This is a genomic window from Kribbella antiqua (assembly GCF_004345665.1).
In the GTDB taxonomy this organism is placed as follows: Bacteria; Actinomycetota; Actinomycetes; order Propionibacteriales; family Kribbellaceae; genus Kribbella; species Kribbella antiqua.
Window position 1 is genome coordinate 360,141 of sequence record NZ_SLWR01000010.1, and the last position, 15,843, is coordinate 375,983.

Annotated in this window: 17 protein-coding genes; 4 read left to right on the plus strand and 13 right to left on the minus strand. The window is 68.5% G+C overall.

Annotated features, from left to right (window positions below; all coding sequences use genetic code 11):
* Positions 1–63: 63 nt before the first annotated feature.
* From EV646_RS28130 to EV646_RS28145, 4 genes are all read right to left on the minus strand, one after another.
* Positions 64–936 carry a diacylglycerol/lipid kinase family protein gene (locus EV646_RS28130; RefSeq protein ID WP_132153778.1) on the minus strand — a complete coding sequence of 291 codons (873 nt, stop codon included), beginning with the start codon at positions 934–936 and terminating at the stop codon, positions 64–66.
* The gene (gene tatC / locus EV646_RS28135; protein WP_132153780.1) at positions 936–1,691 is read right to left on the minus strand and encodes a twin-arginine translocase subunit TatC; all 756 of its coding nucleotides are present in this window, start codon (positions 1,689–1,691) and stop codon (positions 936–938) included. Before tatC ends, EV646_RS28130 begins: the two co-directional genes overlap by 1 nt.
* 84 nt (positions 1,692–1,775) lie before the next feature.
* Positions 1,776–2,075, minus strand: a complete 300-nt coding sequence (locus tag EV646_RS28140; RefSeq protein WP_132153782.1) for a twin-arginine translocase TatA/TatE family subunit — start codon at positions 2,073–2,075, stop codon at positions 1,776–1,778.
* A 61-nt stretch (positions 2,076–2,136) separates the two neighbouring features.
* Positions 2,137–2,328: a hypothetical protein gene (locus tag EV646_RS28145; protein ID WP_132153784.1), complete on the minus strand. Its 192-nt coding sequence runs from the start codon at positions 2,326–2,328 to the stop codon at positions 2,137–2,139.
* A 151-nt stretch (positions 2,329–2,479) separates the two neighbouring features.
* On the opposite strand from EV646_RS28145, the gene EV646_RS28150 reads away from it, so the two are divergent.
* The gene (locus EV646_RS28150; protein ID WP_241996376.1) at positions 2,480–3,688 is read left to right on the plus strand and encodes a winged helix DNA-binding domain-containing protein; all 1,209 of its coding nucleotides are present in this window, start codon (positions 2,480–2,482) and stop codon (positions 3,686–3,688) included.
* A gap of 111 nt (positions 3,689–3,799) precedes the next feature.
* Here EV646_RS28150 and EV646_RS28155 read toward each other — a convergent pair whose 3' ends face one another.
* Together EV646_RS28155 and EV646_RS28160 are read right to left on the minus strand one after the other, a co-directional pair.
* Positions 3,800–4,768 carry a helix-turn-helix transcriptional regulator gene (locus EV646_RS28155; protein WP_132153786.1) on the minus strand — a complete coding sequence of 323 codons (969 nt, stop codon included), beginning with the start codon at positions 4,766–4,768 and terminating at the stop codon, positions 3,800–3,802.
* Entirely contained in the window at positions 4,765–5,718 is a 954-nt protein-coding gene (locus EV646_RS28160) for a helix-turn-helix transcriptional regulator (RefSeq protein WP_132153788.1), read from the minus strand. Before EV646_RS28160 ends, EV646_RS28155 begins: the two co-directional genes overlap by 4 nt.
* Positions 5,719–5,951: 233 nt before the next feature.
* Between EV646_RS28160 and EV646_RS28165 the strand changes: the two genes are divergently transcribed.
* Both EV646_RS28165 and EV646_RS28170 read left to right on the plus strand, forming a co-directional pair.
* Positions 5,952–7,031: a DUF3866 family protein gene (locus tag EV646_RS28165; protein ID WP_132153790.1), complete on the plus strand. Its 1,080-nt coding sequence runs from the start codon at positions 5,952–5,954 to the stop codon at positions 7,029–7,031.
* On the plus strand, positions 7,028–7,627 hold the full coding sequence (locus EV646_RS28170; protein WP_241996377.1) for a hypothetical protein: 600 nt from the start codon (positions 7,028–7,030) through the stop codon (positions 7,625–7,627). The genes EV646_RS28165 and EV646_RS28170 overlap by 4 nt, the downstream gene beginning before the upstream one ends.
* Before the next feature lie 101 nt (positions 7,628–7,728).
* On the opposite strand, the gene EV646_RS28175 is transcribed toward EV646_RS28170, so the two are convergent.
* Together EV646_RS28175 and pafA are read right to left on the minus strand one after the other, a co-directional pair.
* Positions 7,729–8,700, minus strand: a complete 972-nt coding sequence (locus EV646_RS28175; protein ID WP_132153792.1) for an FKBP-type peptidyl-prolyl cis-trans isomerase — start codon at positions 8,698–8,700, stop codon at positions 7,729–7,731.
* A gap of 192 nt (positions 8,701–8,892) precedes the next feature.
* The gene (gene pafA / locus EV646_RS28180) at positions 8,893–10,254 is read right to left on the minus strand and encodes a Pup--protein ligase (protein ID WP_012922680.1); all 1,362 of its coding nucleotides are present in this window, start codon (positions 10,252–10,254) and stop codon (positions 8,893–8,895) included.
* A 136-nt stretch (positions 10,255–10,390) separates the two neighbouring features.
* Here pafA and EV646_RS28185 point away from each other — a divergent pair, with 136 nt between their 5' ends.
* Complete coding sequence (locus EV646_RS28185) at positions 10,391–10,777, plus strand: DUF1398 family protein (RefSeq protein ID WP_132153794.1); 387 nt, start codon at positions 10,391–10,393, stop codon at positions 10,775–10,777.
* Here EV646_RS28185 and EV646_RS28190 read toward each other — a convergent pair.
* Genes EV646_RS28190 through EV646_RS28210 form a run of 5 tightly spaced genes read right to left on the minus strand, consistent with a single transcriptional unit; the run spans position 10,774 to position 15,511 of the window.
* On the minus strand, positions 10,774–11,508 hold the full coding sequence (locus tag EV646_RS28190) for a pseudouridine synthase (RefSeq protein ID WP_132153903.1): 735 nt from the start codon (positions 11,506–11,508) through the stop codon (positions 10,774–10,776). The genes EV646_RS28185 and EV646_RS28190 overlap by 4 nt on opposite strands.
* A complete protein-coding gene (gene scpB / locus EV646_RS40855) occupies positions 11,501–13,270 on the minus strand; it encodes an SMC-Scp complex subunit ScpB (RefSeq protein WP_338419285.1) in 1,770 nt (589 codons plus the stop codon). The genes EV646_RS28190 and scpB overlap by 8 nt, the downstream gene beginning before the upstream one ends.
* Positions 13,267–14,253 (minus strand): segregation and condensation protein A, encoded by a 987-nt coding sequence (locus EV646_RS28200; protein ID WP_132153796.1) that lies wholly within the window; start codon positions 14,251–14,253, stop codon positions 13,267–13,269. The genes scpB and EV646_RS28200 overlap by 4 nt, the downstream gene beginning before the upstream one ends.
* Entirely contained in the window at positions 14,250–14,615 is a 366-nt protein-coding gene (locus tag EV646_RS28205) for a hypothetical protein (RefSeq protein WP_132153798.1), read from the minus strand. The genes EV646_RS28200 and EV646_RS28205 overlap by 4 nt, the downstream gene beginning before the upstream one ends.
* On the minus strand, positions 14,600–15,511 hold the full coding sequence (locus EV646_RS28210) for an AAA family ATPase (RefSeq protein ID WP_132153907.1): 912 nt from the start codon (positions 15,509–15,511) through the stop codon (positions 14,600–14,602). Before EV646_RS28210 ends, EV646_RS28205 begins: the two co-directional genes overlap by 16 nt.
* Positions 15,512–15,843 lie beyond the last annotated feature (332 nt).

Here is a 15,843-nt window from a genome sequence, read left to right on the forward strand (position 1 = left end):
TAGGAAGCTTTCCTATCAGCTGTGACGCGTGACGAACAGACTTCGGTGTGTGAAGGTTCCGTCTCAGGCGAAAACGGTCAGGGCGCCCGGCGCGATGGTGATGTCGACCGGGAGCGGTCCGAGCGGCTCGCCGTCGGCGTACGCGGTGATGCCGGGCGAGTCGATCCGGACCGATTTGCCGCGCAGCATCCGCAGCCTGGGGTCAGTGACGTGGGTGCCCTTGGCCAGCTTCGGGAACATCTGCAGCAGGGTCAGCCGCGAGATCGGCGGGATGATGGTGATGTCGAGCAGGCCGTCGTCGATCTCGGCGCCGGCGCAGATCTGCAGCCCGCCGCCGTACGTCGGTCCGGTGCCGACCGCCACCAGCATCGCCTTGGTCTCGATCACCTCGCCGTCGACGGTGACGACGTACTCGAGTGGCTTGAACGTGCGTAGTTCGGCGAGGGTGGCGACGGTGTAGCGGGCGTTGCCCTTCGGCCAGCGCATCGCGTTCGCGCGCTTGTTCACCAGGGAGTCGAAGCCGCCGGCCACGATGGTGGTGATGTACTCGTCCTTCGCCACCGCGAGGTCGACCGAACGGGTGTTGCCGGCGACGATCAGGTCCGCCGCCTTGACCGGATCCTTCAGTGGTACGCCGATGCCGCGGGCAAAGTCGTTGCCGGTGCCGGCCGGGATGACGCCGAACGGCATCCCCGATTTCGCCAGCACCTGGGCGCCGAGGTGAATCGTGCCGTCGCCGCCGATCAGCGTCACCGCATCAGCGCCGGAGGCGATCACGGCCGCGGAGATCCGCCCGACGTCCTCGGCGCAAGTCGTCGTGTACTCGTCGGCCGTGATCCCGGCTTCCTCGAACCTCCGTCGTACGACGGGAGCCACCCGGGCACCGAGGCCCCGGCCGCTGGTGGGATTCACCACCAGCGCGATTTTCCGGGTCATCAGTCGGCCAGGAGTTCTTCGGCCTTGCGGGCGCGGCGTTTGTCGTTGATTCGCGAGATCACTTCGGCGACGAAGAACAGCACGCACATCGGGATCGCCAGCAGGCACATCGTGAACGGGTCACCCGACGGGGTCGCGACCGCGGCGAAGACGAAGATCACCAGGATGATGTACGGCCGGAACTTGGCCAGCGCGGCGGCCGGCACGATACCGAGCATGTTCAGCAGTACGACGACCAGCGGGATCAGGAACGCGATGCCGAACACCAGCATCGTCCGGATCACGAAGTCGAGGTACTTGCCCAGTTCGACCAGGTTCTGCACGGTTTCGGGGGTGAAGCCGAGCAGGATCTGGATGCCCTTCGGCAGAGTCCAGTAGGCGACCGCGACGCCGCCGGCGAACAGCGGGGTGGCGATGCCAGAGAAGATGTAAGCCCACTTGCGCTCGTTGCGATGCAGGCCGGGCGCGATGAAGGCCCAGAGCTGGTACAGCCAGATCGGACCCGCCAGGACCAGGCCGAGCATCGCCGACACCTTGATCCGGAACGTCAGTGGATCACCGACGCCCTGGAAGGTGAGCTGGGGCTTCAGCCCGCGATTCTCCGCGAACGGCCGGACCGCCTGGTCGAACGGCTCCTTCAGGAAGTCGAGCGCCTTGTAGTAGACGAACCACGCGGCGATCGTGCAGACCACGATCGCGAGCACACTGATGAGCAAGCGGTTGCGAAGCTCGACGATGTGCTCGCGCAGGGTCATCCGACCCTCGTCGTCCTTCGGGCGGCGTTCCGGTTTTTCCTTACGCCGCCCGATCCTCACCATGGTCAAGGCTGGGCGCTCGGCTCAGTTGGCCGTGTGGGTCGGCGGCAGGCCGTCGCCCGGCGCCTGGCCGTTCACCTGGTTCGGCTGCTGGGCGGCCTGGGGCTGCGCCTGCTGCTGGGCCGGAGCCTGGGCCTGCTGGGTGGTGCCTTCGGTCAGCTCCTGGTCCTTCTTCTTCGGGCCGACCTCTTCCTCCCAGATCTTCTTCGACTTGCCGAGCTGCTTGACCAGGGCCGGCAACTTGGCCGAACCGAACAGCAGCACGACGATCGCGAGGATGACGAGCCACTCTGCGCCCTGGGGCATACCGAGGAGCGGTGCCATGTCGATCTCCCTTTCACAAACTTCTTGATCTGTGGCTCAAGCGTGGGACGTGGGCCGAATACTACGCCGGGGCGCGCTGATCCTCGCGGGTCTGTCCAGACCCGGACGTGGACATCGCTGCGTCCAGCTTGGACTGGGCGGCGACCAACTCCCGTGTCAGCGCCTTGCCCTGGCCCCACAGCTTCTTCGCGAGCAGGGCGAGGACGAGCAGCCACACCGCCACCACCGCGAGGAAGAGCAAGAACCAGTACATAACGAGGAGCCTAGCCGGTTCCCCGCAATCGCCCACGTCCAGCGGGGCGTCTCAGCGGACAACGGTGTCGGAACGTGATGGTAAAACCGGATGTCTCCAGTGGAACCGGCCCGACCCTGGCGGCGGGCAGAATCGGCTGGGCTCAAGCGTGGTGAGACTGGGGGATGGCATGGTGCGGATCGGGGTCGAGGAGCGGCGGAAGCGGATCGGGCGGCGGCACCGGCTCGGGCCGGACTGCCGGGCGGCGGATCCGGTCGAGGCGGCCGCGTCCCTGGTCGCCCTGCACGCCACCGACCCCGCCACGGTCCACCTGTCCGTGGCTGCGCGGGTGCCTGGGAGTGAGGTCGCGGGCACGGAGCGTGCGCTGTACGACGACCGCACGCTGATCCGGATGCTCGGCATGCGGCGGACCGTGTTCGTCGTACCGACTCCGTTTGCGCCTGTGGTTCAGGCGGCGTGCACGGACGACATCGCGGTGAAGCAGCGGAAGTTGCTGGTGAAGCACCTGACCGAGGCTGGGATCGCTGCCGATGTAGAAGCGGCCGGGCAGTGGTTGCGGGCTGTCGAGGAGTCGACGGCGACCGCGCTGACGCTGCGGGGGTCGGCGACCGCGCAGGAGCTGTCAGCGGACGAGCCACGCCTGCGGAGCCGGCTGAGCATGGCGGAGGGCAAGGCGTACGCCGCTCAGCCGTATGTGACGAGCCGAGTGTTGTTCCAGCTGGCTGCCGAGGGCCGGATCGTGCGCGGGCGGCCGCTGGGGACGTGGCTGAGCGGGCAGCACCAGTGGTCGCCAGCAGAGAACTGGCTGCCAGACGGACTTGGCGACAAGCTCACGGCGGACGAGGCGCGGGTGACGTTGGCGCGGGCATGGTTGTCGTCGTTCGGGCCGGGTACGGCGGCGGATCTGCAGTGGTGGGCCGGGTGGACGGCTGGGCAGACGAAGAAGGCGCTGGCCGGGGTCGAGGCGGTCGCAGTGGACCTGGACGGGCAGACGGGATACGTGCTGCCGGGTGACGAGGCGCCTGCGGATGCTGTGGAGCCGTGGGTGGCGTTCCTGCCGGCGCTGGACCCGACGCCGATGGGGTGGAAGGAGCGCGACTGGTACCTCGGCGAGCACAAGGCGAAGCTCTTCGACAACACCGGCAACGTGGGCCCGACGGTGTGGGCGGACGGCCGCATCATCGGCGGCTGGGGCCAGCCCGAGTCCGGCGAGGTCCGCTTCCAGCTACTGGAGGACGTCGGCCACGAGACCGTCAACCTGGTCGAGGCCGAGGCGGCCCGCTGGACCACCTGGCTAGCCGGCGTCCGCGTAACCCCCCGCTTCCGCGCCCCGCTGGAGAAACACCTCAGCCAGGGCTGACCCGCCGTCGCACCATTTCATGGGATACCCCATGAAATGGTGCCTTCCCCCACGTCATGCGGAGGGGGAACGGGCAAGGTGATGGGTCAACCCATCAAATGGCGGTCGGGGTCAGGCGGGGTCGTCGTACGCCGACAAGGCTTCTCGGGCTGTGGCGGCTATTTGGGTGGTGAGGTTGGGTGGGTCGAGGACTGTGGCGGCGCCGCCGAGGCGGAGGACCAGGCGTTGGAGCCAGCCGGTGTCGGCGACGCGGAGTTTGACGATGAGGGAGCCCTCGGGGCCTTCCTCGACCGACTCGTTCGGGTAGTACTCGGCGACCCAGCGGGCCGGCGGGGCCAGCCTGATGGTGGCCAGCAGGTCGCGCTCGGACGGCTGGAACATGCCGTTGGAGAGGTCGCGCGGCGTCGCCTCGGGCGGCGGCTCGCTGGGCAGGTCGAGGAGTTTGACCGCGGCGATGCGGTCCAGGCGGAAGAGCCGGACATCCTCCGCCAAGCGGCACCACGCTTCGAGGTACGTGCGGCCTTCCGAGACGACCAGCCGCATCGGATCCACGTCGCGCTCGGTCGTCTCGTCGCGGGACGGGACGTCGTACGTGAGGTGCAGGCGCCGCTTGCCCGCCAGAGCGCGGTTGACCGTCTCGGCGATCTCCGGCGCGGCCGGCTCCACGTGGACGTGCGCCGCCGTACCTTCGGCGCCCTCCCCCGCGGCGCGCTCGAGCTTGGCGATCGCGCGGTCGACGGCGTCGCGGTCGCTCCCGGCCGTCACCTCGCGCAGCGTCCGCAGGGCGGTCAGCAGCGCGAGCGCCTCATCCGCCGCCAGTCGCAGCGGGCGCGCCAGGTAGTCGGCGTTGTTGATGTGGATGATGCCTTCGCCCTCGGCCGCCTCGATGTCGATCTCGATCAGATCGCCCATCTGCGCACCCGGCAGCCCGCAGAACCACAGCACCTTCAGGTCCGCGATGATCTGCTTCGGCCGTACGCCGAACTCGGCGGCGACGTCGTCGACCCGGGCACCGTCGTTCTCTCTGAGATAAGGCACCAACGCGAGCAGCCGCTGCACCTGATCGCGTGCGTTGCTCATATAGCCACCGCCCTGAGCCGCCACAGCACGCCGTCCAGTACGTCGCCGGGGCCTTCGACGACCGCATCCGGGCCGTACGACGCGATCTCCTCGGCCAGGACGCCTGAGTCGGCGTACGGGACGTGCAGCAGGTCCCAGCCGTCCTCGTACGGCTCGATCGCGTTGGCGCGGCGGCGCAGGCTCACGCAGGACCCGACCCGGGCCCGGACCTTCGCCTCCGACGTCGGCCGCGGCGGCGCCAGCTCGGACACCAGCGACCGGAGATCGGTCCCCTCCGGCACGGTGAACGCGCCCGGCTCACCGACCGTCTTCACGTTGCCGCCGATCCGGGACAGCCGGAACATCCTGGTCGCCTGCCGGTCCCGATCGCGGCCGACGACGTACCAGCGGCCGTGCCAGGACACGATCCCCCACGGCTCCAGCGTACGCAGCGTCGGCTCGGACGCGCCGCTGCGGAGATGCTCGAACTGGACGACGGTGTGGCTCACGACAGCGGACCACAGCGGGTCGAACGCGGGCTCGGACGCCCCGACATGCGGCTCGATCGCGCTCAGCGCGGACTGATCGGTCTGGATCCCGGCCGCCTTCAGCTTCAGTACGGCGGACGTGGTCGCCTCGGCCAGGCTCGCGTGCTGCCAGACCCGCGCGGCGACCCCGAGTACAGCGGCCTCGTCCGGCTCCAGGTGCACCTCGGGCAGCTCGAACACGTCCCGGCGGATCCGGTAGCCGACCTCGTCGGAGAAGAACTTGTCGATGGTGCCCATCTCGATCGGGATGCCGAGATCGCGCAACTCGTCCTTGTCCCGCTCGAACATCTTCTCGAAGGCATCGTCGGTCTGGCCGGCGTACCCTTCGACCACTTCACGGATGCGTTCCTTGGTCACATAGGTGCGCGCGACCAGCAGGCAGATGACCACATTGAGCAGCCGCTCACTCTTCCGCGCCGACACCCGACCACCTTACGGCCTCGGGGCGTCAAAACCCCTCTTCCGCGCCGAACACTTGTTCGCTTCCTGCCTTGCGCGCAGTGACCCGCGGCGGCCTCACACTATGGCGGCGCCGACCGGACTGTCCGCGGGCTGTCCGACTCCGCACGCCTCTACTACGAAGACGGCCGCGTGCACGACTGCGGCTGACCACCCCGACCAGCCAGCCGGCATCCCCGGCTGGCTAAGGTCCCATTGTGATTCGGTGGCGCGACGGAGTGGTGCGTGAAGTCGGACGGAGCTGGGCTGGCGCTGTTGAGCTGACGGCAGCTGTTGGTGAGCAGACAGTGCGCGCCCTGGCCTACCCAGAGCTGGTGGGCACGCCGGTAGCCGGCGACCGCGTGCTGCTCAACGTGGGGGCGCTGGATCGCGGTCTGGGCACTGGCGGGTACGCACTGGTCGTCGCCGTACCCGACCGGCTGCCGGCTGACCGGCAGGAGAGCGGTCACCTGGTCAAGGCCCGCTACACACCGCTTCAGGCCATGGTGCTGGGTGCGGACGAGCAGGACTCACCGGATCACGACGTACTGCGGGACGCTGACGACCTGTTCGGTACGCCGGTAGTCGTGGCGGACCTGCACTCCGCGCTGCCCGCCGTACTAGCTGGGGTGTATGAGGCTCGGCCGACCACGCGGGTCGTGTACGTGATGACGGATGGTGGGGCACTGCCGCTGGCGTTCTCGCGGACTGTTGCGTCGCTGCGGGACAGTGGCTGGCTGAGCGGCACTGTGACGGTTGGGCAGGCGTATGGCGGGGATCGGGAGGCTGTCACGGTGCACACCGGACTGCTGACGGCTGTGCACGTGCTGGCGGCGGAACTCGTCGTACTGACGCAGGGGCCCGGGAACCTCGGCACTGGGACCCGCTGGGGGTTCTCCGGGGTGCAGTCGGGTGAGGCGGTCAATGCGATCGGCACGCTGGGTGGGCGGGCTGTGGCGTCGCTGCGCATCTCAGAGGCCGACCCGCGGCCGCGGCACCGGGGTATCTCGCACCACAGCCTCACGGCGTACGGGCGTGTGGCGCTGCAGCCGGCGGATGTCGTCGTACCGGATCTGGCTGGGGACTTCGGCGATGCGGTGCGAGACGCCGCTGAGCCGCTGAAGGCGCGGCACCGCGTCGTACGCGTAGGTGTTGATGGTCTCTACGAGGCCATGCAGGCAGCCCCAGTCAAGCTGTCGACCATGGGCCGCGACCTCGACACCGACCGCGCCTACTTCGAAGCCGCCGCCGCAGCAGGCCGCCACGCGGCCGGCCTGGTAGACGTGCCGTGGCCGTGACTATCACGGCCGCGAGCTTCCCGACGCCTGACCTCATCAAGACGACGAACAATCCGGCCATCTGGGACCAGCAAGCGCGGTTCGCGGCTGAGCGGTGGATCTACCTCCACTCCGGGTGGGGACGCAGTACTCCTGATCCTGGGCGCTCCTGCGGCGACGCTGAGAGCATGCCAACCCTCGCACCTCCCGTCGCACCCCTGACCGCCCGCTGGGCCACCTCGATGTGGCTCCTCGCCGTCGCCGCCGGCGTCGCAGAAACCGTCATCGGTGTCACCAGTGCCGACGCTCCGATGCACACCCTGGTGACGCAGATCGCCGTACGGACGCTTGTGTACGGCGCTCTGTTCGTCGTCATCGACAAGTACTTCCGCCGCGGCATCCCCTGGTCGCGCTACCTACTCGCCGGCCTCCTCGGCACGGTTGGGCTGGCTTCGCTGCTGATCGGCCCGATCCAATGGCTCCTCGACCCCACGACCATCAACTGGTCTCCGGGCTTCCTCGCCCTGGCCGCCACCCGCACCATGCACATCAGCGCCGTACTCGCCGCTCTGTTCCTGACCTTCCAGCCCGACACCAACCGCTGGTTCCGCCGCTGAACGCCAAAGGCCGGCCTCCACAACGGGAGACCGGCCCTGGACCACTGCTGCTGCGGGGAGGGAACCCCACCCCACCACCCGGCCGGAGGCCGATGCTTTTCTTACTGCTGCTTCGGGGCTGGGAATGCGTTCAGTACGTCGATTACTGCGAAGGCGTTGACTGTTTTGCCCTTGGCGTCCTTGGAGGCGGGGAGTTCGACGAGGACGCGGCTGCCGACGGGGATGCCGGCGAGGCCGTCGAGGGCGCCGGTTTGGCCGGTGGGGCCGGGGCCGACCTGGAGTTGGTCGGTCGGGGCGCCGGGCTGCGCGGGCGACTGGGCCGTGGCCGGCTGGCCGTCCCACGTGCTGGCCTGCTTCTTGCCGCTGTAGTCGAAGACGACGTACCGGCCGATCAGCTGGCTGGACTTCTCGATCGGCTTGCCCTTGCCCTCGGCGAGGACGACCGGCTTGCCCGGCTTCGCCGGCGCCTTGAATCCGGCCGGAACGGTCGCCTTCGGCTCCGCGTTCAGCTCACCGGTGACCTTGATCGGGGTGGCCGGCGAGGCGACCGGAGTGGCGTCCAGCGGCGTGTCGTTGGCGGCCGCACCGACCAGGTCGACGACGAAGATCAGCGTGTCGTCACCCTTGATACCGGCCTGCGAGTTGCCCTGCGCCTTGTAGCCCTTGTCGGCCGGGATCGACAGCACGATCCGGCTGCCGATCTTCTTCCCGACCAGGCCTTCGTCCCAGCCGGAGATGACGTTGCCGGTGCCGATCGGGAACGACGACGGCGCGCCCCGGTCGTAGGAGTTGTCGAAGACCTTGCCGTCCCGCCAGATCTGGCCGAGGTAGTTCGCGGTGAGCAGCTCACCCTTCTTGACTACCGGACCGTCGCCCTCCTTGAGGACCTGGGTCACCAGGGTCTTGTCCGGCTCGCCGTCGCGGTGGGTGACGGTCGGCTTCTGACCGAAGTCCGAGGTCACCTTGATCCCGCCGGCGCCGAACTCGGACTTGGCGGCTCCGCTTTCGGAGCCACAGGCCACCAGCGACGATCCCAACGCCGCCACCGCGACCAGACTCAACAACTTGCGCACGAACCAGCACCTCGAAACATCCCGCGGCACGGACCCGCGCCGCTCGACTCAGGGGCAACAACGCCGCCCACCCTAGCCTGCACGCGCAACAACACCACCAGCCGCCTGCGTCACCATTGCGTCACACCACGTACGGTGACGCGGCAAAGCGCCGTACTGCATCCGGTACGGGCGTCGACAGACCGCCGTACCTCACATGCTGGCGATGAGCTTCTCGACGCGCTCGTCGTGGGACTTGAACGGATCCTTGCAGAGCACGGTCCGCTGCGCCTGGTCGTTCAGTTTCAGGTGCACCCAGTCGACGGTGAAGTCGCGGCGGCGCTCCTGCGCCCGCTTGATGAACTCACCGCGCAGCCGCGCCCGCGTGGTCTGCGGCGGCACCGACTTGGCCTCGAAGACGCGCAGGTCGTCGACCACCCGGGTGACCGCGCCCTTGCGCTCGAGCAGGTAGTAGAGGCCGCGCGGCCGGTGGATGTCGTGGTACGCCAGGTCGAGCTGGGCCACCCGCGGGCTGGCCAGGCCGAGGTTGTTCTGCGCCCGGTACCGCTCGATCAGCCGGTACTTGATCACCCAGTCGATCTCGCGCTCGATCCCGCTAAGGTCGCCGGACTCGATCGCCTTCAGCGTCCGCTCCCACAGCGACAGCGCCCGCTCGACGGCCGGCGTACCGAGCTCGCGGCGGTCGACGAAATCGCGCGCCTTCGACAAGTACTCGCCCTGGATGTCGAGTGCGCTCGCCTCGCGGCCGTTGGCCAGCCGGACCTCGCGGCGGCCGGTCATGTCGTGGCTGATCTCGCGGATCGCCCGGATCGGGTTGTCCAGGGTCAGGTCGCGCATCACGATGCCGGCCTCGATCATCCGCAGTACGAGATCCGTGCTGGCCACCTTCAGCAGCATGGTCGTCTCGGACATGTTCGAGTCGCCGACGATCACGTGCAGCCGGCGGAACCGCTCGGCGTCCGCGTGCGGCTCGTCGCGGGTGTTGATGATCGGGCGGGATCGCGTGGTCGCGCTGGACACGCCCTCCCAGATGTGCTCGGCCCGCTGGCTGACCGAGTACACCGCGCCGCGCGGCGTCTGCAGCACCTTACCGGCGCCGCAGATCAGCTGGCGGGTGACCAGGAACGGGATCAGTACGTCGGCCAGCTTGGCGAAGTCGCCGTGCCGGCTGACCAGGTAGTTCTCGTGGCAGCCGTAGCTGTTGCCGGCCGAGTCGGTGTTGTTCTTGAACAGGTAGACGTCGCCGAAGATGCCCTCGTCGTGCAGCCGCTTCTGCGCGTCCACCAGCAGACCCTCGAGGATCCGCTCACCGGCCTTGTCGTGCGCGATCAGGTCCGTGACCGAGTCGCACTCACCCGTCGCGTACTCCGGATGGGAGCCCACGTCGAGGTAGAGCCGGGCCCCGTTGCGGAGGAACACATTGCTGCTCCGCCCCCAGGACACGACCCGCCGAAACAGGTACCGCGCCACCTCGTCGGGGGTCAGTCGGCGCTGACCGCGAAAGGTACACGTGACGCCGTACTCGTTCTCCAGACCGAAGATTCGCCGGTTCACACACCCACACTACGTGGCAGCTCCGACAACCGTGCCATGTCTCAGGCGCGCCGTTTTCCGGCGTTACCCCTTTGATGTCAATCGCGCCCCTCACCAGACAGTAGCGACCAGGCTCGTTGCCACTGAGGATGGATGCATGTTCACTCTGGAGCAGGTCAACGACATTCATGACCGACTCGGCAACCCGTCAACGCTCGTCGCTTGGCTCGCTGCGCTGCGCGAGATCGGGGTGACGACCAGCGATTCGTACCTGACCGACGGACACACGACGTACCACGGCGACGCCGGCCACCAGGTCACGACGGCGCCCGCTCACGAGGTGTTCTCGATCGCCACGACCGGCGACAAGCAAGCTGTGGTCGAAGGGCTCAGACTCCACAAGGAGCGAGTCACCTCGTACGTCGAAATGTCCCGGGCACTCGCCGACGCGGGCGTCGAAAAGTGGACCTTCGACATGAGAGCACAGACGATCACGTACTACGACCGAGCGGGTACGGCGCTGTTGTCGGAACGAGTGGACTAGAGGTCGACGAGGTCGAGGAGTTGGCCTAGTTCTTTGTGGTCCAGGTCGCGGAGTTCGCCGGTGTGGAGGTTGCCGCGGCGGACGGGGCCGATCGCCGTACGGGTGAGGCGTTTGACCGGGTGACCGATGGCGTCGAACATGCGGCGGACGATGCGGTTGCGGCCCTCGTGCAGGCTGATCTGGATGAGCGTGCGGCCGCGGATGCTGGAGACCACCTTCACGGTGTCCGCCTGGGCGGGTCCGTCGTCGAGTTCGATGCCGTCGAGGAGCCGGCGAAGGGCCGCTGGTTTCACGTTGCCGTCGACTTCGGCGACGTACGTCTTCGAGACCTCGTACGACGGGTGCGTCAGACGGTGGGCGAATTCGCCATGATTGGTGAGCAGCAGCAGGCCCTCGGTGTCGGTGTCGAGGCGGCCGATGTGGAACAGGCGCTCCGGGCGATCGTGGACGTAGTCGGCGATGCACGGACGGCCCTGCGGGTCGGACATCGTGGTGACGACGCCGCGGGGTTTGTTGAGGACGAGGTACACGTGCGCGCTGGTCGGCGGAATGCGTTCGCCGTCGACGCGGATCACGGCCACCGCCGGATCAACCCGTACGCCGAACTCCGTCACCACCTGACCGTCGACCTCGACCCGCCCCTGCTCGATCAGCAACTCAGCATTCCGCCGACTCGCAATCCCCGCCTGAGCCAGCACCTTTTGCAGCCGAATCCCGGCTTCCTCAACCATCACGCCGAGCATCCCCAAAATTCCCGCGGTCCGCGTCATCCGCCGAGATCCCGTCCGGGGACTTGGCGGCGTCGACTGCGGGCTCCTCTGCTTCGGCTTCGGCCGGATCGACGGCTTCGGCCGACTCGACCTCATCGGACGGATCTAGCTCGTCCGGCTCGTGTTCCAGATCCAGGTCGACCGGCTCGCCGGTGCTGAGGTCACCGTCGATGCCCGTCTCGTCATCGTCCTCGGCGGGTTCGAGCTCGTCGGACGGCTCGAGCTCGCCGGGCTCATGCTCCAGATCCAGGTCGACGGACTCATCGGTGCTCAGATCCCCGTCGATCCCGGTCTCGTCGCCAGCGTCCCCGGCCGCGTACCCGCCGCCCACGTCCTCGCCAGCCGGCTCTCCCGCCTGAGCGTATTCCGCGCCGGCGGCGTCCTCCGCCTTCGCGTCGCCGGCGGCGCCGTACTCGCTGGGGACGTCCTCGCCCACGGCGTCCTCCACCTCCGCGTCGCCGGCGGCGCCGTACTCGCCGGGGACGTCGTGGCTCGCGGCGTCCTCCGGCTGGGTGTCGGCGTCGCCGGGCTCGGCGGGTGCTTGGTCCGCTTCGGCGGTCGGGTCTGCGTGCGCGGGCTCGGCGGCTGGCTGGTCGGGGGTGGCGTCGTCCGCGGGGGTTTCGGTGGTGGGGATGGTTTGGGCGGCTAGTTCTTCTTCTACATCGTCCATTTCGGGGAGGTAGGGGGCGAGTTCGGGGAGGTCGTCGAGGGACTGCATGCCCATGCGTTCGAGGAAGTACGACGTGGTGCGGTAGAGGGTCGCCTGGGACTCGGTGTCGGAGCCGGCCTCCTCCACCAGACCGCGGGCGACGAGCGTACGCATGACGCCGTCGACGTTCACACCACGGATCGCGGACACGCGCGCGCGGCTGACTGGCTGCTTGTAGGCGACCACCGCGAGCGTTTCCAGCGCCGCCTGGGTGAGCCGCGCCTGCTGCCCGTCGAGCACGAACCTCTCCACGTACGGCGCCGCCTCCACGCGGGTGTAGTAGCGCCAACCGCCACCCACCTCACGCAGGTCGAACCCACGTCCCTGCTCGGTGTACTCCTCAGCCAACGTCTCCAGCGCCGCCGACACATCGCCCGTCGGCCGCCCCACCGCCCGCGCCAACGTCAGCACCGGCAACGGCTCATCCGTCACCATCAGAATCGCCTCGAGCGCCCGCCGCATCGTGTCGTCGTCGATCACCACCTCCTCCCCCACCGGAACCTCCGTCTGCCCCGGCGGCAGATGATCCTCATCCAGTACGCCGCCCTCACCCTCACCAGAGCCGGAGTCGCCTGACGCGGAGTCGCCGGAGGCGGAGTCGGTGTCGCCGGGCGTGGAGTCGCCTGCGGCATCGCCGGAGTCCGAGGCAGAGTCGCCTGGAGCCGAGTCAGAAGCGGAGTCGCCGGGGGTAGAGTCGCCGGAGGGGTGGGCGGCGGGCTCCGAGCTGGGGTCCACGCCGTCTGCTTCGTCGTCCGAGCTGGTTTGGGGAGCTCTGCTGGTCGATTCCGGTGGGTTAGGCTCCCCAGACTCGGCTGGAGCGCTCCCCGAACCGGTTTGGGGAGCAGCCTCCGCGGAGTCGGAGTCGGAGTCGCCTGCCGCATCGCCGGACTCCGGGGCGGAGTCGCCCGGGGTGGGCTCGGCGTCGTACTCGGGCTCGAGGTCTTCGGCGCCGTTGTCTACGAAGCTGTGGGTGTCGGGGGCGGTGTCCAACTCGGTCGGGTTGTGTTCGGTCACTGCTCCACCGTCTCGTTCGAGGCGCCTGGCTCGGCGTCGTCGTCATCTGTGGCGAGGTCGCCGGGTTCGAGGAAGTCGTGGTCGTCGGAGACCTGCGGCGCCTCGCCCTCCTCGGACTCGGGCTTGGCGACCTCGTCGAACTCGTCGCTGACGTCGATGTCGCCCTCGTCCGTGCCGGTCCACCGGATGGTGAGCTCCCCCAGCGGCGTCACCTGGTCGAACGAGACCGCCGCCTCCCGGAAGAGCTCCAGCAATGCCAGGAACCGGCACACCGTCGTCACCGTGTCCGGCGAGTCCGCCACCAGCGCCCGGAACGTCGTACTGCGCTGACGCCGCAACCGGTCCACGATCACCACGGCCTGTTCGCGCACCGTCACCTGGGACCCGTGAAGGTGCATCAGCGACACACCTTCCGGTACGTCGGTCTTCGGCGCCAGCGCACGGGCAGCCAGCGCGGCCAGCCCGGCCGGGTCGATTCCCAGCAGCACCTCCGGCAGCAGCTCCGCGAACCGCGGCTCCACGCCGACAGCCCGCGGGAAGCGCCGCGACTCGGCAGCCATCCGCTCCTGGATCAGCGCCGCGATCTGCTTGAACGCCCGGTACTGCAGCAGCCGCGCGAACAGCAGGTCCCGCGCCTCCAGCAGCGCCAGGTCCTCGTCGTCCTCGACCTCGCCCTTCGGCAGCAGCCGCGCCGCCTTCAGGTCCAGCAGGGTCGCCGCGATCAGCAGGAACTCCGACGTCTGGTCCAGGTCCCACTCGGACCCGAGCGCCTTGATGTGCGCGATGAAGTCGTCGGTGATCACCGAGAGCGCGATCTCGGTGATGTCCAGCTTGTGCTTGCTGATCAGCTGCAGCAGCAGGTCGAACGGCCCCTCGAAGTTGACCAGGTGAACGCTGAACCCCTTGCCCTCGGCAACAGCCGGCACCCCGTCGTCGGCCGGAGCTGACGAAAGGTCCAAGGGCAGCGAGTCCGACGAGCTCATTCCGAGGCCTTGAGCCGCCGTACCAGCACAGAGTCGGGCCCGTGGTCGACGAAGTCGGCCAGCAGGACGTCGATCGCCTCGCGGACGATCCGGCCGCGGTCGGCGCTCAGCCCGTGTTCGGCCCGCAACGCGAGTCTGGTCTGTTCCAGGCCGAGCAGCTCCTCCTCGGTCACGTACACGGTGATCTTCGTGTCGTGCCGGACCCGACCGCTGGACTTGCGGTCGTCGACGACGGCCGTCCGCGACCGCACCGAAGCGGCCGGTGGTCCGTCAGTGGTGGTGCGCTTCTCGGGTCTGGTCTGCTTCGGTGCCGCACCCCCGAAGAGTTCACTGGCACCTGGCAGGCTTACCCGGCGGGACAACGCGCCAGCACCTCCTTGGCAAGGTCGCGGTACTGCGTGGCCGCTTGGGACGAGGGGGCGTACGTCGTGATCGGTTCGCCGACGACCGTGGTCTCGGGGAACTTGACGGTACGCCGGATGACGGTGTGGAAAACACGTTCGTCGAACGCCTGGACAACCCGGTCGAGCACCTCGCGGGCGTGCGTCGTACGCCCGTCGAACATGGTGCCGAGGATGCCGACGATCTCCAGCTTCGGGTTCAGCCGGTCCTGCACCTTGCCGATCGTGTCGGTCAGCATCGCCAGCCCGCGCAGCGCGAAGAACTCGCACTCCAGCGGTACGACGATGCCGTTCGACGCGGTCAGGGCGTTCACGGTGAGCAGGCCGAGCGAGGGCGCGCAGTCGATCAGGATCACGTCGTACAACGGGATGATCGGCTCGAGCACCCGCTGCAGGGTGTACTCGCGAGCGACCTCCTGGACCAGCTGGACCTCGGCCGCGGACAGGTCGATGTTGGCCGGCAGCAGGTCGAGGTTCTCCACCCGGGTCGGACGGATCACCTCGTCCGGGGTGATGTCGCGCTGCATCAGCAGGTTGTAGACCGAGATGTCCAGGTCGTGCGGCTGGACGCCGAGCCCGATCGAGGCCGAGCCCTGCGGGTCGAAGTCGATCAGCAGCACCTTGCGCCCGGTCTCGGCGATCGCCGCCCCGAGGTTGATCGTGGTGGTGGTCTTGCCAACGCCGCCCTTCTGGTTGCACATCGCGATCACCTGTGCGGGGCCCGTCTTCGTCGGCGGCTGCGGCTCCGGTAGATCGGGGAGCGGCCGGCCGGTCGGCCCGATCTTGTTCCTCGGGCCGTGCGGATCATTCACAGGTGCGATGTCCTCCGCGGTGAGCTTGGCCGTCGGCCGGGGCATCTCCGCATAGTTGTCGGGTGGGGTCAGGCTCCGGGGCGCGGCGGGCGTGGCCGGCTGGACCGGGGTCGTACGGGTCGGTTCCGCCTGTGTCGGCAGGTGCTCGGTGACCGGGAATGTCGACTCGTTCATGACTCGTCAAACCTTTCAACCGATACGGGCGATCCCAGCGACTGTAAGCGTGCATTCAAGCACTCTCAACGAGCCACTCCGCACCGGGGTGGGGTGGTTTGTCGACAAAGCTCCCGACCGGCCTGATTACACCGTTCGGATGACGAAACGTGACCAGATGATCGCACACCGTCGCCAGCTCGCTCGAACCGGGTCTACCTTTC